The 21,675-nt window shown below is 59.8% G+C and carries 21 protein-coding genes and 1 pseudogene; 12 read left to right on the top strand and 10 right to left on the bottom strand.

Going from position 1 to position 21,675, the window contains the following annotated elements; all coding sequences use genetic code 11:
* Positions 1-90: 90 nt before the first annotated feature.
* The 3 genes from ccmB to hemA form a co-directional block, all read right to left on the bottom strand.
* Positions 91-753, bottom strand: a complete 663-nt coding sequence (gene ccmB / locus ABIB91_RS23190) for a heme exporter protein CcmB (protein ID WP_354167108.1) — start codon at positions 751-753, stop codon at positions 91-93.
* Positions 754-883: 130 nt separating this feature from the next.
* Positions 884-1,510, bottom strand: a complete 627-nt coding sequence (ccmA, locus tag ABIB91_RS23185) for a heme ABC exporter ATP-binding protein CcmA (RefSeq protein ID WP_354167105.1) — start codon at positions 1,508-1,510, stop codon at positions 884-886.
* A gap of 482 nt (positions 1,511-1,992) precedes the next feature.
* Complete coding sequence (gene hemA / locus ABIB91_RS23180) at positions 1,993-3,351, bottom strand: 5-aminolevulinate synthase (protein ID WP_354167102.1); 1,359 nt, start codon at positions 3,349-3,351, stop codon at positions 1,993-1,995.
* 1,458 nt (positions 3,352-4,809) lie between these two features.
* Here hemA and ABIB91_RS23175 point away from each other — a divergent pair.
* The 3 genes from ABIB91_RS23175 to ABIB91_RS23165 all read left to right on the top strand — a co-directional run bounded on the left by ABIB91_RS23175 (position 4,810) and on the right by ABIB91_RS23165 (position 7,247).
* Positions 4,810-5,484 carry a cytochrome P460 family protein gene (locus ABIB91_RS23175; protein ID WP_354167099.1) on the top strand — a complete coding sequence of 225 codons (675 nt, stop codon included), beginning with the start codon at positions 4,810-4,812 and terminating at the stop codon, positions 5,482-5,484.
* Between the two features lie 11 nt (positions 5,485-5,495).
* The gene (locus ABIB91_RS23170; RefSeq protein ID WP_354167095.1) at positions 5,496-6,065 is read left to right on the top strand and encodes a cytochrome P460 family protein; all 570 of its coding nucleotides are present in this window, start codon (positions 5,496-5,498) and stop codon (positions 6,063-6,065) included.
* Positions 6,066-6,197: 132 nt separating this feature from the next.
* A complete protein-coding gene (locus ABIB91_RS23165; RefSeq protein ID WP_354167092.1) occupies positions 6,198-7,247 on the top strand; it encodes a hypothetical protein in 1,050 nt (349 codons plus the stop codon).
* 225 nt (positions 7,248-7,472) lie between these two features.
* Here ABIB91_RS23165 and ABIB91_RS23160 read toward each other — a convergent pair.
* The 5 genes and pseudogenes from ABIB91_RS23160 to ABIB91_RS23140 form a co-directional block, all read right to left on the bottom strand.
* Positions 7,473-7,730, bottom strand: a pseudogene (locus ABIB91_RS23160) (IS3 family transposase); the annotation flags it as partial.
* 1,063 nt (positions 7,731-8,793) lie between these two features.
* Complete coding sequence (gene msrA / locus ABIB91_RS23155) at positions 8,794-9,306, bottom strand: peptide-methionine (S)-S-oxide reductase MsrA (protein WP_009859360.1); 513 nt, start codon at positions 9,304-9,306, stop codon at positions 8,794-8,796.
* Between the two features lie 286 nt (positions 9,307-9,592).
* Positions 9,593-9,982, bottom strand: coding sequence for a hypothetical protein (locus tag ABIB91_RS23150; protein WP_035992376.1), 390 nt, complete (start codon positions 9,980-9,982; stop codon positions 9,593-9,595).
* 344 nt (positions 9,983-10,326) lie between these two features.
* Positions 10,327-10,494, bottom strand: coding sequence for a peptide-methionine (R)-S-oxide reductase (locus tag ABIB91_RS23145; protein WP_354167354.1), 168 nt, complete (start codon positions 10,492-10,494; stop codon positions 10,327-10,329).
* A gap of 258 nt (positions 10,495-10,752) precedes the next feature.
* Complete coding sequence (locus ABIB91_RS23140; protein WP_354167088.1) at positions 10,753-11,190, bottom strand: hypothetical protein; 438 nt, start codon at positions 11,188-11,190, stop codon at positions 10,753-10,755.
* Positions 11,191-11,675: 485 nt separating this feature from the next.
* Here ABIB91_RS23140 and ABIB91_RS23135 point away from each other — a divergent pair, with 485 nt between their 5' ends.
* The 4 genes from ABIB91_RS23135 to ABIB91_RS23120 all read left to right on the top strand — a co-directional run bounded on the left by ABIB91_RS23135 (position 11,676) and on the right by ABIB91_RS23120 (position 13,821).
* Entirely contained in the window at positions 11,676-11,825 is a 150-nt protein-coding gene (locus ABIB91_RS23135; protein WP_245285847.1) for a DUF1003 domain-containing protein, read from the top strand.
* Positions 11,822-11,986, top strand: coding sequence for a hypothetical protein (locus ABIB91_RS23130; protein WP_354253289.1), 165 nt, complete (start codon positions 11,822-11,824; stop codon positions 11,984-11,986). Before ABIB91_RS23135 ends, ABIB91_RS23130 begins: the two co-directional genes overlap by 4 nt.
* Positions 11,987-12,373: 387 nt before the next feature.
* Positions 12,374-13,060 carry an antibiotic biosynthesis monooxygenase family protein gene (locus ABIB91_RS23125; RefSeq protein ID WP_009859356.1) on the top strand — a complete coding sequence of 229 codons (687 nt, stop codon included), beginning with the start codon at positions 12,374-12,376 and terminating at the stop codon, positions 13,058-13,060.
* Between the two features lie 638 nt (positions 13,061-13,698).
* A complete protein-coding gene (locus ABIB91_RS23120) occupies positions 13,699-13,821 on the top strand; it encodes a hypothetical protein (protein WP_256375782.1) in 123 nt (40 codons plus the stop codon).
* A gap of 141 nt (positions 13,822-13,962) precedes the next feature.
* On the opposite strand, the gene ABIB91_RS23115 is transcribed toward ABIB91_RS23120, so the two are convergent.
* Both ABIB91_RS23115 and ABIB91_RS23110 read right to left on the bottom strand, forming a co-directional pair.
* Positions 13,963-14,325: a DUF488 domain-containing protein gene (locus ABIB91_RS23115; RefSeq protein WP_354167084.1), complete on the bottom strand. Its 363-nt coding sequence runs from the start codon at positions 14,323-14,325 to the stop codon at positions 13,963-13,965.
* A gap of 43 nt (positions 14,326-14,368) precedes the next feature.
* The gene (locus ABIB91_RS23110; protein ID WP_009859354.1) at positions 14,369-14,914 is read right to left on the bottom strand and encodes a carboxymuconolactone decarboxylase family protein; all 546 of its coding nucleotides are present in this window, start codon (positions 14,912-14,914) and stop codon (positions 14,369-14,371) included.
* Positions 14,915-15,893: 979 nt separating this feature from the next.
* Here ABIB91_RS23110 and ABIB91_RS23105 point away from each other — a divergent pair.
* The 5 genes from ABIB91_RS23105 to ABIB91_RS23085 all read left to right on the top strand — a co-directional run bounded on the left by ABIB91_RS23105 (position 15,894) and on the right by ABIB91_RS23085 (position 21,654).
* Positions 15,894-16,088 (top strand): peptide-methionine (R)-S-oxide reductase, encoded by a 195-nt coding sequence (locus ABIB91_RS23105; RefSeq protein ID WP_354167081.1) that lies wholly within the window; start codon positions 15,894-15,896, stop codon positions 16,086-16,088.
* A gap of 1,400 nt (positions 16,089-17,488) precedes the next feature.
* Entirely contained in the window at positions 17,489-18,283 is a 795-nt protein-coding gene (locus tag ABIB91_RS23100; RefSeq protein ID WP_354167078.1) for a caspase family protein, read from the top strand.
* A gap of 132 nt (positions 18,284-18,415) precedes the next feature.
* Entirely contained in the window at positions 18,416-18,679 is a 264-nt protein-coding gene (locus ABIB91_RS23095; protein ID WP_354167350.1) for a (2Fe-2S)-binding protein, read from the top strand.
* 113 nt (positions 18,680-18,792) lie between these two features.
* The gene (gene bfr, locus ABIB91_RS23090) at positions 18,793-19,281 is read left to right on the top strand and encodes a bacterioferritin (protein ID WP_009859347.1); all 489 of its coding nucleotides are present in this window, start codon (positions 18,793-18,795) and stop codon (positions 19,279-19,281) included.
* 1,311 nt (positions 19,282-20,592) lie between these two features.
* Positions 20,593-21,654 carry a two-component system sensor histidine kinase NtrB gene (locus ABIB91_RS23085; RefSeq protein ID WP_354167073.1) on the top strand — a complete coding sequence of 354 codons (1,062 nt, stop codon included), beginning with the start codon at positions 20,593-20,595 and terminating at the stop codon, positions 21,652-21,654.
* Positions 21,655-21,675 lie beyond the last annotated feature (21 nt).

Here is a 21,675-nt window from a genome sequence, read left to right as displayed (position 1 = left end):
CCGATGATCAAGTCGTCTTAGCTTGGGAAGCGTGCGGAGTCGCTCCGCGACGGCGAGCTCCCAAGCAAACCCTTCCGCTGCATGCGCTTGTCATTCTCCCGCCCCGCGAAGTGCCGCGGCTGCGGCGATTGGGGCGAGGGCGATGGATGCAAGTCCCAGAGCGCAGAGAACCAGGAACGGTGTCAGAACGGGCGCTGTGCCACTCTGCGCGGCGGAGACACCGAAGATCAGCACTGGTATGGCTAGCGGTACAACGAGGATCGAAAGCAGAAGACCACCCCGCCGCAGCGTGACGGTAAGCGCTGCACCGATCGCTCCCAGGAAGGTGAAAGTTGGCGTACCCACCAACAAGGTCGCTGCTACCGCCCAGAGCGCCGAGCCGTCCAAGTCCAACATCAGGCCAAACAAAGGCGAGAGCAGAACGAGCGGTAGCCCTGTAACAAACCAGTGGGCCACGCACTTCACCAGAACAATGAGTTCTAGCGGCGTCGGCGACAACAACATCTGGTCCAGCGAACCGTCCTCGTGATCTGCCTGGAACAGACGGTCAAGGCCCAATAGACTCGCGAGGAGCGCCGCTATCCACAGAATGGCTGGACCGATGCGCGATAGCAAGCGCAGGTCAGGTCCAATCGCGAAAGGCACCACAGTTACGAGACTGAGGAAGAAGACAAGGCCAAGAACTCCGCCTCCGCCGATGCGACGCGCCAGCGTGACGTCGCGAAGAAAGACGACGAGGAGAATACGGATCATGGCCCCAATCCGGCGTCGCCATTGCGTCGAGACCATTCCGGGGAACTCGGAAAAGCGGCGTGACCTCTTCTCTCCCGACCTTGAGACAGACGGCTATAAGGATGCCGGCCGCGCCTCAGCGGGAAGACACTCACCTCGCTCCGAGCCTGACTTGGATTGTCCCCGGCAGACCGAGTGGTTCGTGGGTGGCGGCGAGCATCAATCCTCCTCTTCCGAGATGGTCTGCGACAATAGTCTTGAGCAAGGCTCGTGCGTGCCGGTCTAACGCCGTTAGCGGCTCGTCGAGCAGCCATAGAGGGCGATCGGCAACCAGGAGCCGGGCCAATGCGACACGGCGACGCTGCCCCGCGGAGAGATAGCCAACGGGCAGATCGAGAACGTGGGCTAACTCCAGACGCTCCAGCGCGTCTAACGGGGTTAGCCGACCTCGGCCCAAAATTCCCAGGCCGATCTCGAGGTTTTCGCGGGCGGTCAACGCTGACTTCAGCCCGTCGAGATGACCCACGTAGTGGAGGCGCTCTGCCAAGGGTGCTGAATCCATGGCTTCGGACTCCACCAGTGACATGCGACCAGATCCCAATGGCAAGAAACCGGCGATAGTGCGCAAAAGAGTGGATTTGCCCACGCCATTGGGACCCGTCACTTCGGCGAGTTGGCTCGAGCCAAGTTGCAAATACACTCCGCCTAACACCACGCGCTCGCCGCGCGCGACGGACAGATCCTCGATCAAGAGATGACACCGCTGCGTGATATCCATTTTTATTTCCGGTTGCCCGTTGTCTCGCTCGGATCGCTTTCGAACGCCGGGTTGGAGGGCTTATCGAAATGATCGATTCTGGATCAGCATGTTCGAACGAAGGGCGGCGCCGTTGGGGAGAACCGCCCAACAGGATGACGAAGGTCAATTCTTCGGGGCTCCCCACTAGACGAATGCGAACCCTATTATGATCGTAAGCAGCAAGATCTGCCACGCGATGACCCATGCAACGTAGCAGCGCGATAGAAGGAGTGGATTGGGTCGCATCACATCTTTTAACCGAAAGCGTGTCGAAAAGGGGCGGGTCTCTCCTCAAACGGCTTTCTTTGGCTGGTCCGTCGTCCCAACTTGGCTGCCTCGGCCGCAACCTGGGAGGCGCGAAGCCTTCCCAGCGCGGTCCGCGCCCGCCGGGTAGCCGATGCCCCTCCGATGCACAACGTTGGGGGAGGCGGTTGCGAAGGGGGCGCTCCCAAGCACGGCTCTCAGGCAAGAGAGAGGGTCTCCCAAGTCTCCGCGAGCGCAGCTGCGAGTTCCGCTATGTGGCTATCGCCGTGATATGGCGAGGGCGTGATGCGGAGACGCTCGGTCCCACGGGGAACGGTCGGATAGTTGATCGGCTGGATGTAAATGGCGTGGCGCTCTAGAAGACGATCGGCTGCCGCCTTACACAATTCCGCATCGCCGACAATCACAGGCACGATGTGGGTGTCGGTCGGGAAGACCGGAAGCCCGGCGGCTTTGAGCGCCCGCTTCGTTGCAGCGGCTTGCCGTTGGTGTGCTTCGCGCTCGGCAGACGAGTGCTTCAGGTAACGAACGGACGCACGGGCTGCGGCGGCAATTGGTGGAGGGAGTGCCGTCGTGAAGATGAATCCGGGCGCGAAACTGCGCACCGCGTCGCAGATCGACCGCGACGCCGCGATATAGCCGCCAACGCAGCCGAATCCCTTGGCGAGGGTACCCTCGATCACGGTCACGCGGTGCATCACGCCATCACGCTCGCTGATCCCGGCACCGTGACCGCCATAGAGGCCAACCGCGTGAACCTCATCGAGGTAGGTCATCGCGCCATACCGGTCCGCGAGGTCGCAGATGGCGCCGATCGGCGCCACATCGCCATCCATCGAGTATACGGACTCGAACACGACAAGCTTGGGGCGGTCTCCTGCCTCGCGCAGCAACGACTCAAGGTGACCGAGATCGTTGTGCCGGAAAATCCGCTTTTCGCAATTTGATTGGCGGACGCCTTCGATAATCGAATTGTGGTTATCTGCATCAGATAAGACCACGCAGCCTGGCATCAGCTTACCGATCGTCGAGATGCTGGCCTGATTCGATACGTACCCGGAGGTAAAGACGAGGCTCGCCTCCTTGCCATGCAGATCAGCGAGCTCGCCCTCCAAATCAACCAAGGGGGAATTATTGCCGGCGATGTTGCGCGTTCCACCCGCTCCTGCGCCGCAGCGGTGTGCCGCTGCGGTCAGTGCACTCACGACTTCCGGGTGCTGTCCCATACCGAGATAGTCATTCGAGCACCAAACCGTGATTTCCCTAACAGTTCCGTCAGACCGGCGCCATTTGGCGGCTGGGAAGCGGCCGGAGATCCGTTCGATGTCGGCGAAGACGCGATAACGTTGCTCCCCGTGCAGGCGCTCAAGACAGCCGTGGAAATGACGCTCGTAAGCTTCGGCCGCACAATTGTGATCGTCCGCAGCGAACGTCCCGTTGGGCGGCGTCAATGCTCGTTCCCCCGGCACTACGTCCACACACAAACGTCTGCTACTGACGTTTCCGTGTGGCCGATGCCTTGCTTGCCAACTCGCTGGTACGTCCAGATCGTCCATCTCAATCTCTCCTGACCGTCCCTCGACCGTAGCTCATCACGCATTCGCGCTCGTATTAGTTATAGTTTGCATGAGGTCCGGTTATGGTCGGGTGCCGCCTGAGCCAGCTTACAACTGGCCCGCCTGCGTCCATTTCGGAAAACCGCACGCCCGTTCTGGTGCAACTATCAGCGAGGCGGCTTTGCCGTCCTCTCCGTGACAGCGGCTGAATTGCAGAGCGTAGAGACGTGCCTTGCGCGAGGTCAGAATGCATACCTGTTCTACGATGCGGCCCTTTCCATGACGACGGTATGGTCCGCCCTTTGTATGGTGGCAAGCCGATGAGCAACCAGGATCGTGGTGCGTCAGTCGTTGTGCGATCAGCGCCTACTCCAACTCGCTCGTTCCCGAGTCGAGCGTGGAAGCCGCCGTTTCACGATCGCGCGGGCGATAGCGAGGCGCTGGCGTTGACCGATTGAGAGAGTCACTCCGCGCCTGCCGACCGACGTGTCGTATCCTTCTGGCGGCGGCGCGTGGTGAAACAATCGGCTGCCGCTTTGGTCACGCCCTGCGCACCTGGTCGATCAGGCCTCCCGCCGACAAAGCGGATCTTCTCGGCGATGCTGCCGGAGAAGATCCGAGATCCTTATGCACGAGGGCGAACTACCGCCTGAGGTGCTGGGATCCAGCGTCGCGCGGTCAGTTGCGGCGAAGCGGGTCGCATCAACATTCGTTTCCAGCGAAGCGCTTCTGTGCCTTCGTCCTTCGAGGCCTTGCACGATGCGCTCGGCGCGCAGATGCAAACGCCACTGGTCACGAGGTTGTCCTGAGCACCGGAATAGCATCAGTCCAGCGAGATCGGACTACACGGGCCGGATCAGCAAGCTGGGCAATGGTTCGTTGCGCATGGCACTCTACGATGTTGCCCATATCATGCTACCAAGCCGCTCAGGGGCTGTTCACAACTGAAGAGCTGGGCCGGTGCGGATCGCCAACATGAGCAAGGCCAAGGTGGGGCTCGCCGGCCGACTAGCGGTGAGCATGCAAGGCATGCTTGCAAAAGCAGGCTCTTGAGCTGGACAGGAAGCGCGAAACAGTTCGGGCAGGCTACGCTACCAGGCCTACTCGAAACGAAGTGCTTTAGCTGGACGATGGAGCACAACGCCGCACGCTTCGCGGTGAGTAACATCGCGCGGATTAGATTGCCAAAGCGCAATCTCTCCAATCAATCGATTGTCACGCCGGTGACTCCGAATCATTTCGGCATGCGTTGCGCGGGCGAAACGCTCGTTATCGCCAAACATAGGTAGTTCGAGAGGACATCATTCCCGACGGGTATCAATTGCATGCCCCTTCGTTGCTTCCGCACATAGGCACGCACGTTTAATCTGACTTGTGCGTAGTTGATGAGACCGCCTGCGCACGAATGCCGCTACTACAGCATTCGGTGACATTATAGCTGGTCAGAGGAGAGAGATCATGAGACGCACAGTATTAGCACTATCCGCCGTCCTCGGTGCTAGCGCTATAGCGACCGCAGTCTTCGCACAGCAACCACAGCTACCACCACCCGACGATTGGCACGCCACCGGCCGGTATCTTCCTGAATACACGAAAGATGGCGAGCTTATTCTGCCAAAGAACTTCCACGAATGGGTTTATGTCGGTTCGCCACTGACGCCAAACTTCTTAAACCCCCCTCAAGCAAACTTCCCTGAATTTCACAACGTCTATATCGAGCCTGGTTCTTACGATATTTACAAGAAAACAGGTCTGTTCCCCGAGGGAACAATCTTCGTGAAAGAACTGCAGCTCATGCAGCCCGCCACTCATCCGGACGGTTCGAGAACTGAGCCATCTGGGAAGGGATTCTTCCCGGGCGCCTTCAACGGCGCGGATGTGACGGTCAAGGACAGCGAGAGATATAAGGCAACCAACGGCTGGGGCTACTACAACTTCAACCACCATGAACCCAAGGCAGCCACCGCGAAAGTCCGGCCAATCGAGGAATGCGCCTATTGCCACATTGCGAGTGCGAAACGGGATGACGTATGGACGCAGTTCTACGTGTTGCTCGACCAGGTGCCGGTGCCGCCTGGCCAGAACTCTTCTAAAAAAATGCCGCCCAGTCAGAATCCTTCGATTACAAAGTAGGAAACCCTGTGATGACATTTCTCAGAAGTGCGGCCGTGGCGTCCGCGTCCTTCATCGTAGTTACGGTCGGGTGTCTTGTTTCGCAGCCCGTAGCCAGCCAGCCCGCCCCTGCGCAGGAACAACTTGTTGATGCGGCAGGCAACATGCATATCCCGAAGAACTACCGAACCACCTACGAATTCCTTGGGAGTTGGTCTGTCGCAGGTGACAAAGGCGCTAAGCAAATTCACGTCGTCTACGCTTCGCCCGGAACTGCGGCAAGCTATCGCACAACGGGCGAATTTCCCCAAGGTTCGATCCTGGTGAAGGAGGTTTACGACGCGGCCACTTCGGATATGACGACTGGAACGGTCAGCCATCAAGAACTTCTCAAAGGTTGGTTCATGATGGTGAAGGACGGTAAGAACAGCCACCCCGATAATAAGTTGTGGGGCAACGGCTGGGGCTGGTCTTGGTTCGACGCGGGCGATTCCGTGAAAACGACCTCAACGAACTTTCGTTCAGATTGCCTGGGCTGCCACATCCCAGCCAAGGCGACTGACTGGATCTATGTCCATGGCTATCCCGGGCTAAAGAAGTGACGGATCGTTAGCCACGTCCGCTTGGATGTCGTGGGTAAGACCAGATGCGTGGGTAATACCAGACTGGATGCAGAAAAAGGTAGGGTCATGAAGCACAGTAAAAAGTTCAGCAGATGCATTTGTGGATCGATGATGATCTTTCTTCTGTCGTTTTCGGCACCCCAAGGGAGTCTAGCAGCCGGTCCGGTAACCTACAAAAAAATCACAAAGCAATTCCTCACGTCGGGCAAAGTGGACCTTGTACGGGAGGTGGTGACCCTGCCGCTCCATCGCGGCCGTCTTGCCTCGGGAGAAACTGTTTGGTTCGTGCTTACCGACGTAAGTGACTACGCTACTTCGAAAGACATGGGGCTCACATGGGCGCCGAGTCTCGCTAAGGCAAAAGACTTGACGAGCACACGGGTTGCGGAAATGGATGAGTCGGGTAACTTCACGTTCCAATCGGGCCGGGTCGATTTCTCACCGCCACAAACGTTGGTGGGGGGGGAGGCGCCCCATTTTTTTCCGCCTAGGACGGCCCGAGCCGGATCCGTCGGGGATGTGCACTACAGCCCATTGGCTCGGGTGGCTAATCGCAAGGACATTGTCTTTAACGCTCCAGTCATCGCTTTTAATGTCGAGCCCGCGAAAATCGCGTTCTGCAACGGCAGTCCTGATTACTCTGTCGTGACGGACTCCGTGGCGAGCATCTGTCCTGACAAAGGTACCGTTGACTTGAAACTCCGGTTTGGCTTCGCAAACGGCAAACACCTGCGTTATCTTAGTTTTGACGCAAACTCCGAGGAGTCGGCGACCCTCGAGTCGTCCACCTTTGCGCCTGCGGAAAGCGACATTCTTCAGAGCGGCGCGATTGAGGTGATCTATACGATTGTGAACGGCAAGATGGGTGAGAACGATCCGAACCGCCAGGGGCTCGACAGTGCCATCAACGGAGAGGGCCCCTCGCTCGACATCCTCGCGCACTTCAAGGAGATCAGCGCCGGATACTCTCCGATGTGGGACGTACGACTCGCCGAGTGGACCCAGGAGGCTATCTCGAAGGATCAACGGAAACTGATCACTGACGGCGACGATCTCGAAGCAAAAAGTGCGTCAGGTTTGCTGGTGAGTCCTGCGGGCGGGCCCGTGAAGACGACGGGGAATCTCGTGAATTGTCCGGTCGTAGGCTTCACCGATGAATAACCTCTTGCCCCGCAGCGGCGCGTCTCGCGTCGCCGCTCTGCCCTTGACGTTGCCCCCAAGTTTTTTCAGTTTTGAGTTCGCTCTTGCCGGCGGATTTGCCCGGTTGGGCGGTGCGAGCGACGGGAGCTGGCGCGGAGCCTTTCGGGTAGCGCAGCGCCAGATCCTGGCGCGGGCGGCAGGTCATGGCGAACTCGGACGAGTTCTCCATCCGAGCTGCGAATGCAGGCGGCGTTCGTGAGCAATCGCCCTCAGGCGCTGGCGGCGGTTAGCAGCGTCAGCCTGGGTTGTCTGATATCTCATGGTCATGCGGCAGCAGCCGCTTTACACGCCCGCCGTTCGCTCATCCCGTGAGCATCCACCAGATGAGCGACAGCTTTCCGCTTCCCCGCGAGCGTCACCATTTCCTTCCCAGGAGATCCTTCAAGGCCGCATTGTCAACATGGCGTCAGCCAGAAGCCGCTTCAGCTTCGTGTTCGCTTCCTTGTTGCCGTCTCGCGCTTTTCTATGCATTACGCGCGGCCATGGCCCCGCGCCGTCACGCAAGAGCGGCCCCGCAAAAAGGCCTAATTTTACTCACCAACCACGCCGAAGCGCGTGTAAGGCGAGAGTGAGTTGGGCATCCACTCTCAGACGTCGTCGAACATCTGCTGCATCCCAGCTTTCGGTAGGGACGCGGATTTGGGCCTAGGTTGCCGTCCATCTCGACCCTTTGCGCTCTGGCTCCGCAGCCGATTTCCAGAGCACCTGGCAAGCGCATGAGCCTCGAAGTAGCTGACGTGCACGACGGGCGGGTCGGATCGACCAGTTGAGACTTCAGCGTCATCGTCCCGTGCTGGCCGTTCGGGGTCTGCCACTTACGCGGCTCCGACCGGCCCTTAGGCCGCTCATGTTACATCCGAGCTCGATCAGCCCAGCGACCTCCCCGGCCCGGGAGCAACCAAGTTAGCGACTGCTCGGGTCGACATGCGCGCGCTATTAGACTTCGTCCATTGCCGGCCCGCGTGATCATGACGCGCCGAGGACGCTGCAGCCGCGCCTCAGTGTCTCGTACTAGGCATTGAACAGGAATGTGAACCGCTCATCGAATGGCCGTAGTCCGTCAGATCAGCGAGAGCGATCGCCACAAAAAGCAGGTCGCGTATGTGAGGTGCCAGGTTCGCAGAGCCCGCATCGGTCATCGACTGGGTCCGTTGCGCCCGCGACGGAAATCGGTTCTCCGTCCTACTCGTTCGTGTGCCGGACTATCGCTAGAACTGCTCAAGGCCACCTGAGCACGAGCGCCGATTGGAACGGATGCGCAAAGGCAGTTGCAAGTCCTCACGAGAAATCAAATGGGCCATTCAACGCGCATAGACTCGCGCACGCCAAACGTCAGGGAATGATCCAGGGCCGAGAATCTGAGGCCTTGCCCGGCCGTCCAAACCTCACCACCTTGTCGCGTTCTGAGCGACTTCGCAGGAGCGGCGAGAGCAGTTTGCAAACGCTTACGACACACCCGCCGCGGGGCTGCGCGCGCGCCGCAGGCCACCGACAACGCAATCGCCCGTCAGGCGGCGTTCCTGCGCGGCAACTTCCATTGTGGACGAACACGATGGCAAGTGTAGCCGTTCGGATAGCGTTCCAGGTAATCCTGGTGCTCTGGCTCCGCCTCCCAGAAATCGCCAGCGGGCGAAAGCTCGGTCACCACTTTGCCCGGCCACAGCCCTGAGGCCTCGACGTCGGCGATGGTCTCCTGTGCGACGCGGTGCTGATCCTCGTTTATGTAGAAAATCGCCGACCTGTAGCTTGCACCCTGGTCGTTTCCCTGCCGGTTGAGAGTCGTCGGATCGTGGATCTGGAAGAAGAACTCAAGCAGGTCGCGGAAGCTAGTCTGACTCGAATCGAACGTGATCTCGATCGCTTCCGCGTGTGTGCCGTGGTGGCGGTACGTGGCATTCTCGACGTCGCCGCCGGAGTAGCCGACCCGCGTTGAGATCACACCGGGCAGGCGCCGCACCAGCTGCTGCATCCCCCAGAAGCAACCGCCTGCCAGGATCGCGCGTTCTGTAGTCCCTGCCATTTTCAGGCCTCCTGCTTTCCAAAGAACCTCACGTACTCGCCGAATCGCTCACACCCCAATTGGTCGCGGTGGATTACGCGAAGGGGGGCCGAGTTGACGCAGTATCTCAGCCCTTCCTTGTGGCAACGCCCCGTCAGGTAAAACATGGCCGAGGTGGCTGTCTCAGTGCTTGGAGCGGACCTCTGTCTCCGTGTATGCCTGCGAGCTGTCACCGTTCTCGAGGACACTTGCGGCCTCGAGATGCCGCTTTTCATTTCGAGCGCGGCGCAATCATGAACATCGCCGGTCATGTCAGCGCTCCCGGCATGAAGCAGCGAATGTGCGGTTGGTCGGTCATCTGAAACCCGGAGCTATACCACACCCATACCAACGTGCTATGGTCCATGTTCGGCTCGGTAACGAGGGCATCGTCGGGAACATCAACCCACTCGGTATCGCCCTTCTTCATGTCCTGACCGTTGGAGGCGGATCTGTAGAGGTCGGCGGTCTTGGGCACCATAACCCTGTAATGGCTTTCCTTCTTGTTTTGAGTGGTCCATTCGACATCCCGCAGATGTAGGGCGTCGGAGCCATCACAGCAGGGGCCAGACTTACTACGGAGTTTCGCAAACCACGGGTTCAGCTCCGGGTGCATTGCATCATGGCCGTTGGAAGATGGCAGGTTCATCGTCAACATTAGGGCGCTCGCGAGCACGCACCTGACGATCAGGTAACAAGCCGAAATGAGAGGACCGCAGTTCTCTTCGGGAGTAACACTCGACACTACGGTCCCCTTCATCCGGACTTCCCAAAACCGGCTCCTTTGGATTGGGGCCGTTGGGGTGGAGTCAGTCTTGGGTGTGTCAACCATCCAATCACTCGGCCATACTCAAGAACGACTCACCGGGATAGTGCAGAAGCGAGCGGAAAACGCCGACGTTCTGGTAGAGTGAAGTCAGGACTGCTGCTTGCATTCCGCTTTCGCGTTGACCAAGAAACGGCGTACGCAATGGGCACAAGACGACTTCAAAGGCGTGAAGTTCACTTCGGGCTTTGGCGGGCGCTCGCGCTTTCCGTGAAACTCGGCCATCCCGTTTCGCTGTCGAGCTCGTCGAAGCATGCGAAGAGCGGCTCGCTGGAAACGTCGACGCAGAGACCAGACTCCCTGTTGTCCCAGGATTTGTTGCAGAAGGGAGCGCTCGATCCGATCAGTCTGCGTCTCGCGATACTGCTCGGCAGTCAACTTCGAGACCGCTTCGGGGTTGTTCCTGTAGGTCGGCATTCGCCGTACTCCGTGGTGTGCTACATTGTTGAAGATATGTACCGGGTCGTCGTCCGTCCAATCACCTCCGGCTATCGAAACGATGCCATGAGGATCGACATTGGAGGTGTTTCAATTTGCAAGGGCCTATTCAACTTCTCCCAGGAGGCGGGTCTGACACTGCTGCAACAGGACTTTGAATCGGGCTACGGCGAAGGCGTGTACCAGGGACTGCGGTACGGCGTCACCGGGCGGAAGTCTTCACGGAAAGCGAATCCAGCCCGTTCGCGCGAGCGGTCGCCGGCGGCGACGTCGTCAGCTTCAACCTTTACCGGCCGAGGTCGGGTGAGGCTCTTTGCGTCCTGCGAAATACCAGCCAGGCGAATTTGTTCTCGGGCATCTCCCCAGGGAGCGGAGAGCATCGACCCGCCGAGGAGAGTTGAAACGCATGGAAAGCTGCACTCGAGACCGCAGTTGACGTTTTTCGATTCAGCCGGGCACGGCGACTTAGGATCGCTCCCGTCTGCGGTGAAGTGGCGTTCACCGCCGCGCTCCATCGTGATCCTGACGGCCTTCGCGCTCGCTTCTGATTCCGTGTAGCTCGCCGCGAGCGTCTCGAGAGATAAACGATCGGCTCTCGTCACTCAGAGTGTTCGCTCGACGGGGGGGCACGCCAGCAAACTTCTCCAGTGCCGGTTGGGAGTGCGGCCTGTTGCCTCTGCATCCGAGCTGATCGTCGTGCTCGGGGAGGACGTCAGCTGCCGGCGCCAGGTACCGGGACGCGCCCTCGCGGAGACCGCCACGAACCTCCACGGCTCACCAAACGCGATCAGAACGTGGCAGTTGCCTGGCCGCGTCGACCTCGCGGTCGAGCGGAAGGGGTGCTAGCTGCGTGGAATTCAAGGCGGGACGTCTCGGAGGCATGGAGCCGGCCGAGCAAACCCTGCTCGTCGACCTCAGACGAACGCGCCGCTCACGTCGGCTTCAGGATATCGATGAGCCACCGACGGTTGCGCTCCTGACTCCACACGGATAGCGGACGCGGTCGCCGCGGTCATGGGATCGTGGACCTTCATCATCGTCCAGAGCGTGATCCTGTGCGTCTGGACATGGGCAACCTGGTGGGACGATCAGGCGCTCGGATCCTTACCCGCTCACTCTTCTCAATCTCGCGCTTTCGTTCCAGGCGGCCGACGCCGCGCCAGTCATCATGATGAGCCACAACCGGCAGCAGGACATCGATCGCGAGGCGGCGGAGAACGACTACGGATCAACGTGAAGGCGGAGCTCGAGATAGAGTTGTTGCATGAGAAGATCGACCAACTGCACGAGCGTGAAACCCTCAAGCTAACGGAGGCAGTCAGGATGCTGACCGTGCTGCTGGAGGAGCCGGCGTCGGGTGCACGCGAGTCCGATGCGGAAGGCGGAGGGCGGTCATAACCAGCGACTATCGACTTCATGGCGTGATGTCATTTTTCATTCGCCGCGCGGAAGTGCATAACGGTACCTTGCTCATCCGGCGCACGGCCGCTTAGCGGGCTTACGCGGCTCTCGCCCGCAGAGAGCAGCCATACGCGAATGACTGAAGCGGTTCTCGCAACCCGGGCGATGGCAGAGCTGCGCGATGGTCGAGATCCCGGAGGACGCCGCTATGAAGAGCTTCTTTCGCAACCGTATCCGAAACGTCCGGCTACACCCAGGGACAGCATGTTTCCGTGCGGCTGATGGGGCCAACGGCTACACTGCCGTGCTTAGACCCTCGATCGACCGGGCAATTCTACGTCGAGAATCGACTGCGTCGCAGCACTCTAGGAGCGAGATACGAGTATGTTTTCAGTGATTTTTGAGATGCTCCCCAACAAAGAGAGCCGGGATGACTATTTCGACAACGCCAAGAGGCTGCACCCCGAGCTGGAGCAGGTCGATGGCTTCGTCGACAATATCCGATACAAGAGCCTGATTCGCGAGGGCTGGATCCTTTCGCTTTCAAACTGGCGGGACGAGAAGTCGCTTGTCCGCTGGCGCTCCCACCGGCGTCATCATGAGGTTCAGCAGAAGGGGCGCGAGGAAATCCTCGCGGACTATCACCTGCGCGTCGGCCAGATCACTGCCGACAATCAGGTGCCGACGGGGTACGCAGTCACTGAGCAAAGGCTCGATGAGACCGAAGTCGGGGAGGGAACGACGGTGACGCTTATCAACGCGACTCGCCCCGGGGAGTGGAAGCAAACCGACAACCCGTACGATTGCGCCGAGTGGCTCGGCCTGAACCCGTGGGCTCCCGACACCACGTCCTGGGACATCTTCGAGGCCGTACTTACGCCCGGCGACCTGATTCTGCTCATATCCTGGAAGGACGCCGGTGCAGCGCGGGCCTACGAGGACGCTTACGCGCCGAATGAGACGGCACGGGTTCGGACAGTGCGGATCGTACGCGATTATGGCAAATACGACCGTCGCGAGGCACCTCAGTACTATGCAGAGGCCCAGGGCGGTAAGACCCTCTACGCCTGAAACCGCTCCGTCGTGAAGGCCGCCCAGCTGCGAATTAGACCGTGCGTCGGCGAAGTCGCGAGCCGCGGAGCAGCCAGCGTCGCTCTCGCGAGGTGACAGCGACGAACACGATCAAGGAGACCCGCCGAAATGAGGACGGCGTAGGCCGAGGCATCGCTGAAATCCGGGTTCTGCTAACGCGTCGCTCGTCTGGCTCCTCATCGTGTTCCGCTCGAACATCATAGCGGCCTCGTTGCGCTGGCTTGGGCGATCCCTCGAAGCGTCCTTCTGTCGTCCAGTGGTGATCAGGGCTTACGTGCTCTCGTCGTTAGCGAGCGTGAGCCGGAGGCGCGCGGAAAGGTCCGTGTAAACCGATCGTGCACTGACCTGCTCGGCTCGCCAGCCAAGACCCAAGTCAAACTCTGAAAGGAAAGCACGATGACGAATTCGAACGATGATGGACCTCTCCGCCACAGGCTGAGGTGGCCGGAGACCTTGACGACGCTGGCACGCTTAACGGCCGTGCCGGCGCATCGGTGTTCTCAATCGCGGCCCCGACAGCAGGGGCGGCACCGGGGGGCGGCCCCGACGAGTTGCTAAGTGCTTCGCTCGCCGCATGCACGGCGATGACCACACGGCTGCAGGCGCGAAGGCGGAAAATGCCGCTATCCGACGTCGCAGTAGCCGTGTCGTACCACCATGTCAGGGATGGCGGCTGCGACTGCTTCGAGCGCTCCATCAAGCTCGAAGGAACGCCTGGCGACGAGGCCGCGCACAACTGATGCAGGCTGCGAACGTGTGTCTCGCCGAGCGGACGCTGGGCCTTGCGCCGAGATCCGCGCTAACGATAACGTCGGCATCGGGCCGGCGGCAAGCTATGACGACAACTTGAGCGAGCTTCCGATTCCGTACATCACCCCCGATTAGCGGGCCACGAGATAGTCCGCGAGCACTACGGCGTTGTTGCGCTTGGTATCGTGCGCGCCGAAGAGCAGCGTGACTTTGCCCGTCAATGCAAGATTTGTCAGGTGCTCGACTGCGGCGCGATTGGCGCGGAGCTCCTCGAAGTATCGCTTGTGAAACTCGCGCCACCGGTTCCGGTCATGACCAAACCAGGTCCTGAGGCCGCCGCTCGGAGCGATGTCCTTCAGCCATACGTCCACGCTGGCATGCTCCTTCGTGAGTCCGCGCGGCCAGATGCGGTCGACGAGCACCCTCGTGCCGTCCGAGCCCTCGGGCAGCTCGTACACACGTTTAACACCAAGCCGACAGGAGTGTCGAGACATTGGTTTCTCCAGTCCTCTCCTCCGTAAAGGAGGGCAACTCGCATTAGGTCGCCTTCGCGGGACTGACCTCGGGAAAATCGATCGGGGTCTGCACCGCATTGTTGATGAAGTTCGTCAACAAGAACTGAGCAGTCAGCGCGATCATCTCGACGATGTTGGCGTCTGTCCACCCCGCATCCCTGACGGCCGTAAACTGGGCGTCGGAAACTTTGCCGCGCGTCTCGATGAGCGCTTTCGCGAAGGCGACCGCAGCCTGGCGCTTGGGATCGGTTGAGCGGCCCTCCCTGTTCAACTCGATTTCATCCGCTGGGATTTTGGCTAGATTGCCCGCCATAAAGCTGTGCGCGGCCAGGCAGTAGTCGCACCCGTCCGCCTCAGACACCGCCAGCGCGATCCCGTCTCTCGTCTTGATGTCCAGCGTCTTAGCAAGTGATGCCATCAGGGTAGCCCAGCCGGAGAGCACGTTCGGGCTGATCGACATGAGGCGGTGCAGGTTGGGCACGAAGCCCAGCACCTTGTCGACGTTGTCGAGGATCGGCTTGGAGCCCGCCGGAGCGTCCTCGCGTTTCGGAATGGAAATGCGTGGCATTTGATCCTCCATTAGACCGCCAACGATTATTCGGTTGGTGACGAAGCAACCAACGCCGACGTTTCAGCTACCGGTAGCGACCGGACCGCCTCGAAGACTAGGACGCGTCGCACCGCGGCGCTCATGCTTGTTGATCATGCAGTCCATAACGGCAGGTCATCGGCCGAGCGCCGATCGGGCACTGAGTCGCAGTCCCAGACTTCGTGCTCAGCTGCTCGCCGCGCTGACCGGGGTGGAACCGGCGGCTCTGAACGCCCCCATCTCGCCTTCCAGTCTAAGATGCAGTACCTGACCGGATCGAGCGCTTGCTCGAGCTCGCGGAAGCGGGCGTGATGTGCTGCGGGCACTTTAAGCCGCAGCATGACCCCCTGATCAACCTTCGCTGTTGCCAAGTGACGCGACGCGCCGCGCCAGATCGGCGTCGTGTTTCAACTCTCTCAATTCCGCGAGCGCTTTAGATCTCGAGACGCCGGCGGTTGGGCTAGTCCATCAACATGACGGCGGCACCGTCGTTGGCCCCACCATTGCCGATCCTGTACTGCGCGTCAGCCCTTTGCATCCGTTACTGTTGTTCAGGCATGCCGGCACGTGATATGGACCGCGGCGGCGCTCGCCTCGGTCACCGCTTTGATGGCTCTGGCACCGGGCTCGGAAATGATCCTTCAGAGCATCAGGGGGCGAATTGACCCCCGCGCTCGCTGCGCGGGCAGTGCGCATACGTCGCACGAAACCTCGCAGCCTTTCCTAAACCTGCGGTGAGACCGGGGAACATGCCCGAGAACAAACGCGACAACCTTCTCGGCCGGTACTTCGCAGGACGCAAAGAGCCTAACCCGACCTCAGCCGGGATTGAAGCAGACGCCGTCGCCGCCGGCGACCGCTCGCGCAAACTCATGGCATCGTTTCGATAGCTGGAGGTGATTGGACGGTCGACGACCCGATACATATCTTCAATGTAGCACACCACGGAGTACGGCGGATGCCGACCTACAGGAACACCGCCGAAGCGGTCTCGAAGTTGACTCCGAGCAGTATCGCGAGACGCAGACTGATGGGACCAAGCGTTCCCTTCTCCAACGAATACTGGGACAACAGGAAGTCTGGTCTCTACATCGACGTTTCCAGCAAGCCGCCATTCGCATGCTTCGACAAGCTCGACAGCGAAACGGGATGACCGAGTTTCATGGAAACATTGTGCGCCCGCCAAAGCCTGAAGTGCACTTCACGCCTTCGAAGTCGTCTTCCCAAGATACCCAAAGCTTGAGGGACTACCGCGTGCGTACGAAACAGCGACGGCCCGTCCGAAAGCCGCAACGCTGACACGGCGCGGTCAGTCTAACGGAGGTCGACGTGACGTTTTTCTATAAAGCTATTGAAACACCGGGGGACCCCTCAAACTCATGAGCCACAAAACCTTAGCGGTGGTCTTGGAAAACTTCGATCTAAAGCGCGTGCGCCTTGGCGAACTCTTGGAGGCTGTTGACCACCCGATCCTTGAGCGCGCGGAGGACCAGCTCAGCCATTTCTCGGCGGGCACACGGAGGTCCTTCCACATCGAGCCTCGAACTCGTCGGCTCCGCATTCCAGAAGGGCATCTGGAAGGCACTGCTAGTGCTTCACTTCGCCAAGACACGCTGATACGCGATGATCGCAAGTGCCGTTGGCGATTCAAAGGCGGCCCGCGTCGTAGGTGCGGCAAACGGCAAGAAGTCGCATCGAAGTCAGCATGCTCGGCGGTTCAGTCATACATAGCGCCGCTTTGCCAATGCGTGGTGAGTATCAAAAGCAGATGCAGCAAGCTCCTCGAGACCGCCTGTGACCCCTTTCGGACCGAACGTCATTATATGCGTGAGCCTGGCCCTAAATGGCTGGGTACGCATGGCGTGGTATCTGAGAAGCGCTCTCCACGCCAGCGTCCCAATGCTTTGATCCGAGACCGTACCGGTTCCGGGCGAATGCCCGCCACAACTGGATCGATCGAGACAAACTCTTGCTACCTAGATAGGAGAACTATCATGACAAAACGTTCGCTTATGATCACGGCCACAAGCTGTTTCATTGCATTTGCACCGGCAGCATATGGGCGCTCGGCCTACGACGGCTCTTGGGACCTCGTCTTCGTGACGCAAAGGGGAACCTGCGATTCCAGTTACAGCTTTACTGTCGATGTGACCAACGGAATTGTCACGCATCCCAATCTCGTAAAATTTCGAGGTTACGTTGCAAGGTCCGGCGCGGTTCGCGCTTCGGTAGCGGTCCAAGACCAAGTTGCCGCCGGTGCGGGCAAATTGTTCGCAACGTCCGGTCGGGGGACCTGGAGCGGCCACTCAGGAATGGCACGATGCTCGGGCTACTGGACCGCGCGCCGCAATTGAAGGACGCGACGGGGCACGCGACGGGATGCGAGTGCGCGAATGCTGTTAACGCCAAGTCTTACGCAAAGGAGCATTTCCTCGGTGAACTGGAGACCGTAATGAAATGACAGTTCCCAGAATACTAGCCGGCATCGCAGTCCTGCTCGGCTTGTTCTCAACCGGCCTCGACAGGACAATGCGGTTGGAGACGCCTCGGTCTATGAGCGCGCGCATTGGGTCGGGTGAATCTGCCCCCGTCGGTACTAATCGGCTAGCTCTAGTGATTGGCAATTCAACCTATCCCGATGCCGACTCTCCTCTTTCTCAAATGACACGCGATGCGGAAGGTTTGACAAATGCTCTTCGCAACGACGGTTTTCTGGTCGACGCCGTTGACAATGCGACGCGTCCCGACGTTACCCGCGCAATTGATCGTCTAACGGCAAAAGTACATTTTAACTCAATTGTGTTAGTGTATTTCGGAGGTTACGGTGTCCAATCTGACGGACAGAATTATCTGATTCCGGTCGATGCGAAGATCTGGACTGAAGAAGATGTCCGCCGACAAGGCGTAAGTATTGACCGCCTCCTTTCGCAACTCAAGTCTTCCGGAGCACGCGTACGGCTCGTAGTGATTGAGGCCTCGCGGCGCAATCCCTACGAGCGACGCTTCAGGAATTACTCACACGGACTTGCGCCTATTCAAACGAGTGAAAACGCGCTCATCCTGAGCTCAGCGGCGCCTGGCCAAGTCGTCGAAGACGTGGACGAACTGCATAGCCAGCTGATGACCGCTCTTCTTGAGCGCATCGGGTCTTCGAAAGGGATCGAGGAGGTCTTCAACAACACGCGAAACGCCGTGGTGGCTGCTACCCAGGGCCAACAGATTCCAGCTGTGTCGTCTACGCTGACCGAGAACATTAACCTTTCGCCGATACGCAACGGCGCGCTGCCGTGTGCTCTGTCGGCTCCGCAGCTGGCCGCCGCCGCGAGTCATCAAACAGAGTTCTGCTGAGATCTAAGGATCAAGGGCTCACTTTCCCTGGAGTGCGCCATTCACTCATCTCCGCGTTGTTTGGGACCTTCAACGCGCTCCGACGCCGTCCCGTATCGACGACGCCGCATCACCGGAGGTCTCTTGCGCTTCATGATCGTCTGCTCCTGCAATGTCCTCAGCGACCACGATGTTCGCCACGCCGTCAACACGGCCGATGACGCGCCGCGCAATGCCAAGCAGATCTATGACTGCCTTGGTTGTAGCGCTGAATGCGGCCGCTGCGCCCGCACCATCAAGACGATCATCAAAGAGGCATACAGGGAATGTGCGCTAGCCTGTCAGGCCGGCTGCCCGCATAGCCAGATCATGGATGACGCGGGGGATGAGCCCAAAGTCGCGCCCGCAGCGCCCTGACTTCGGTGGATTTGCCGCTCGGTTCGCGCCTGGAATGCCTGCTTGCTTGTTTTTTGCCAGAAGCATTCTAAACTCCTAGGCTCCAAGACCCGCCTCAACTGTTGGAGTTCACCATGCAGGGCGACCCCAAAGTCATCGAGTATCTGAACAAGGGATTGCGTCACGAGCTCACTGCCATCAACCAGTACTGGCTGCACTACCGGCTGCTGGCCAATTGGGGCCTCTCGGAGATGGCCAAGGTCTGGCGCAAGGAATCAATCGAGGAGATGCAGCACGCCGATCGCATCACCGACCGTGTGATATTCCTAGAGGGCTTTCCCAACATGCAGATACTCGATCCCTTGCGGATCGGCCAGAACGTCAACGAAATCATCGAGTGCGATCTCGCCGCCGAGATGAGCGCGCGTGCGCTGTACCAAGAGGCGGCGACGCATTGTCATTCCGTGAAGGATTATGTCACCCGCGACTTGTTCGAGAACCTGATGACGGACGAGGAACACCACATCGATTTCCTCGAGACGCAGCTTGATTTGATCAACCGGATCGGGATCGAGCTTTACACCCAGAATCATGTCGGTGAGCTCAAGAGCGAAGAGCACTGAAATTTACGTCGATAGTCCCTTCTGCCAGTCCTAAGTTCGCGTTCTGCGCCTGCTTTGCCTCCGCGTAGGCTGCGAGCGGTTGCTTCAGCTCACTGGTCCTACTGGCGGAGCAAGGAGAGAACCGGTCCAGGGCCCCCTCCGTGACGTTTCCGCGTTCACGGAACGTGAGTACATGGCGAGGCAAGTGCCATTGGCACTCAGTGGTGGAAAATCGCTGCTCAGCCGGACCAAGTTCATCGGGTCGGCCGAGTCTTTCGGTCATAGATGAGGTGGACTTGGTCGGCCATCTCTGTAGCCGCTTGTCGCGAGAAGGTCATTGGAAGTCTTCGGCCCGGATCCGCGCCGTTGACAATAAGGTGCGCGACACGACGAGCTAGCGTGTTGGCTTTGCTCCACGGCGCTGCTCGGGATTGAGTTCAGCAAGATTTGTTCCGGCTGTCGGCAGGCTCGGCTCCTTCAGAGAGAATTGGAGGCCTACGCTAGAGGAAAACGCTCCGCCAGCCTTAACGCTCTGCGAAGGCGTGATCTGCGTCCGATGGCAACGAACCGCGGTGTGCCACCGGTGCGGTAGTGGGCCATAGTGGTGGTAAGAACTCCCGCGACGAATGGCCCTCGTGGGCGACGGGTCCGGGGCCGTAGCGCTACTGGTCGAAGGGCAACTTGTCGCGCGCATTGACGTAGGCCCCTCGATGCAGTCTGGACTGCGGCGTTTCCGAGGTCCTCATTTGCGGGGATCGTGAGCCAACCTCTGGAGAATTGGAGATCGGTGCGAGTGGTAGCCACCGCACCAACACTGAAAGAAGAGAGAAGCCTGTGGCGCGCGGCGAGTTCCTCGTGAGAGGCGAACGTTCCCTTCCCCGAGCTTCGATCCAGTAGGGCTCGAGTTCAAGGGCAGGCTGTCCTGCGATACTTGCTCATGGCTATACTCCCAATTCTAATTGCGGCGGGTGTACGGCGGCGCTTCGGCCTCACGACCGCGCTCGCGGCACCAATGTCATTGCCATGGAATGGACCGGTAAAGCTATGATCGTCTCGATAACCGCTTTAGGCTTATCCAGATAGGCACGTGGAACACCTTTTCGGTGGCCGAGAGTTTCTGGTCGGGCGAGGCGGTGCAGAGGGCAACGCTGCGCGCCCGCGGTGCCGCCAAGCGTCTCTCTCGATCCGATAACGGTCGGCTATCGACTCCATGGCAAGAGGTGATTTTCCTTTTGACCGACATGGACTCAATCTTCGACCCATGGTCGCCGGCCCTCGGGTAAGAGCCGAAATCGACCTTCCGTTGAACAGTCGCAAGCCAAAAGGTCCGACATGCAGATCAAAGAGACAACCGGCGTTTCATTCCCCGGCGCGGTCGAAAGCCCGCCGCTGGAGGATGTCGTCGTGCTCAGGGACCGCGCCGGGCTTGCGCTTGGAGTGCAGCGTGCGAGCAACGCAAGCGTGCGGGGCGCACGCGATGATGGTAGCGGCCTCATCGCGTCCAGGTACGTTGAGATCCCGCTCGTCGGGTCCGACGGCAAGGTCTCGGGAATTTTGTGCCGCACCAGTCCGCGGCCCGACACCGGAGGGGCGGTCGCGGCTGGCGAGCGGGCAGGGGTGAGGGCAGCGGACCTGAAGCAGTTCCTCCACGACATCAATAACCTTCTCGCCGTTATCGGGAGCGGACTGCAGCTGCTGGAGTGCCAGAGCGAAGCCGCGCACCGAAAGGCCACCGCCGACAAAATGCAGGAGGCGATCACGAGAGGCGCGTTGCTTTCCCGGCAGCTCCTCGACGCTGCGCGACCGCGCCCCAAGTCGACCGATGAGTTCGTCTCAGGCAGTCGCCTCACAGCAATAGCGGGCACGCTTGACCGGGCGTTGCGTCCGGATATCACAGTCCGCACCGAGATTGCCTCTGATTTATGGAACTTCAACGCTGATCCGGAAGAACTGTACTTTGCGCTACTCAATCTCTGTCGAAACTCGGCCGATGCCATGCCGGACCGCGGCGTGATCACCGTCGCGGCGCGGAACGTCGAACCTTCCTCCGGTGCGGCCGCGGCATTCGTTGAGATCATCGTCGCCGACGACGGGAAGGGCATGCCTGAGGAGGTCCTTTCGCAGGCATTCACCCCGTATTTCTCCACAAAACCCATGGACAGCGGCACCGGTCTCGGGCTCCCCCAGGTCCAGCGCTTCGCCGAAGGCCGCGGCGGCGCGATCAGTATAGAGAGCAAGCAGGGTTTAGGCACCTTGGTGCGCCTCTTCCTCCCGCGCGTACACGCGGCTGGGCTCCCCAGCAGCATCGTCGGCACGAAAATAGCCTACGCGCCGTCACCTGACGGCGGTGTATTCCACGTCATCAAACCGGCGACAGCTGCGCCGACGTCGTAGCCGGCGCGAACACCCGACCGT

The organism is Bradyrhizobium sp. JR4.3 (assembly GCF_040547695.1).
In the GTDB taxonomy this organism is placed as follows: Bacteria; Pseudomonadota; Alphaproteobacteria; order Rhizobiales; family Xanthobacteraceae; genus Bradyrhizobium; species Bradyrhizobium canariense.
Note: the sequence above shows the minus strand (reverse complement) of the source record. Positions and strands in the feature narration are given on the sequence as shown.

What these genes read in the sequence shown, in the direction of transcription:
- ABIB91_RS23105 (WP_354167081.1), top strand. Translation starts at nt 15,894, where the DNA reads ATGCCGACCTACAGGAACACCGCCGAAGCGGTCTCGAAGTTGACTCCG.
- ABIB91_RS23100 (WP_354167078.1), top strand. Translation starts at nt 17,489, where the DNA reads ATGAGCGCGCGCATTGGGTCGGGTGAATCTGCCCCCGTCGGTACTAAT.
- ABIB91_RS23150 (WP_035992376.1), bottom strand. Translation starts at nt 9,982, where the DNA reads ATGTTGACGATGAACCTGCCATCTTCCAACGGCCATGATGCAATGCAC.
- ABIB91_RS23165 (WP_354167092.1), top strand. Translation starts at nt 6,198, where the DNA reads ATGATCTTTCTTCTGTCGTTTTCGGCACCCCAAGGGAGTCTAGCAGCC.
- ABIB91_RS23095 (WP_354167350.1), top strand. Translation starts at nt 18,416, where the DNA reads ATGATCGTCTGCTCCTGCAATGTCCTCAGCGACCACGATGTTCGCCAC.
- msrA (WP_009859360.1), bottom strand. Translation starts at nt 9,306, where the DNA reads ATGGCAGGGACTACAGAACGCGCGATCCTGGCAGGCGGTTGCTTCTGG.
- ABIB91_RS23125 (WP_009859356.1), top strand. Translation starts at nt 12,374, where the DNA reads ATGTTTTCAGTGATTTTTGAGATGCTCCCCAACAAAGAGAGCCGGGAT.
- ABIB91_RS23115 (WP_354167084.1), bottom strand. Translation starts at nt 14,325, where the DNA reads ATGTCTCGACACTCCTGTCGGCTTGGTGTTAAACGTGTGTACGAGCTG.
- ABIB91_RS23110 (WP_009859354.1), bottom strand. Translation starts at nt 14,914, where the DNA reads ATGCCACGCATTTCCATTCCGAAACGCGAGGACGCTCCGGCGGGCTCC.
- ABIB91_RS23085 (WP_354167073.1), top strand. Translation starts at nt 20,593, where the DNA reads ATGCAGATCAAAGAGACAACCGGCGTTTCATTCCCCGGCGCGGTCGAA.
- ccmA (WP_354167105.1), bottom strand. Translation starts at nt 1,510, where the DNA reads ATGGATATCACGCAGCGGTGTCATCTCTTGATCGAGGATCTGTCCGTC.
- hemA (WP_354167102.1), bottom strand. Translation starts at nt 3,351, where the DNA reads ATGGACGATCTGGACGTACCAGCGAGTTGGCAAGCAAGGCATCGGCCA.
- ccmB (WP_354167108.1), bottom strand. Translation starts at nt 753, where the DNA reads ATGATCCGTATTCTCCTCGTCGTCTTTCTTCGCGACGTCACGCTGGCG.
- ABIB91_RS23175 (WP_354167099.1), top strand. Translation starts at nt 4,810, where the DNA reads ATGAGACGCACAGTATTAGCACTATCCGCCGTCCTCGGTGCTAGCGCT.
- ABIB91_RS23120 (WP_256375782.1), top strand. Translation starts at nt 13,699, where the DNA reads ATGCCGCTATCCGACGTCGCAGTAGCCGTGTCGTACCACCATGTCAGG.
- ABIB91_RS23170 (WP_354167095.1), top strand. Translation starts at nt 5,496, where the DNA reads ATGACATTTCTCAGAAGTGCGGCCGTGGCGTCCGCGTCCTTCATCGTA.
- bfr (WP_009859347.1), top strand. Translation starts at nt 18,793, where the DNA reads ATGCAGGGCGACCCCAAAGTCATCGAGTATCTGAACAAGGGATTGCGT.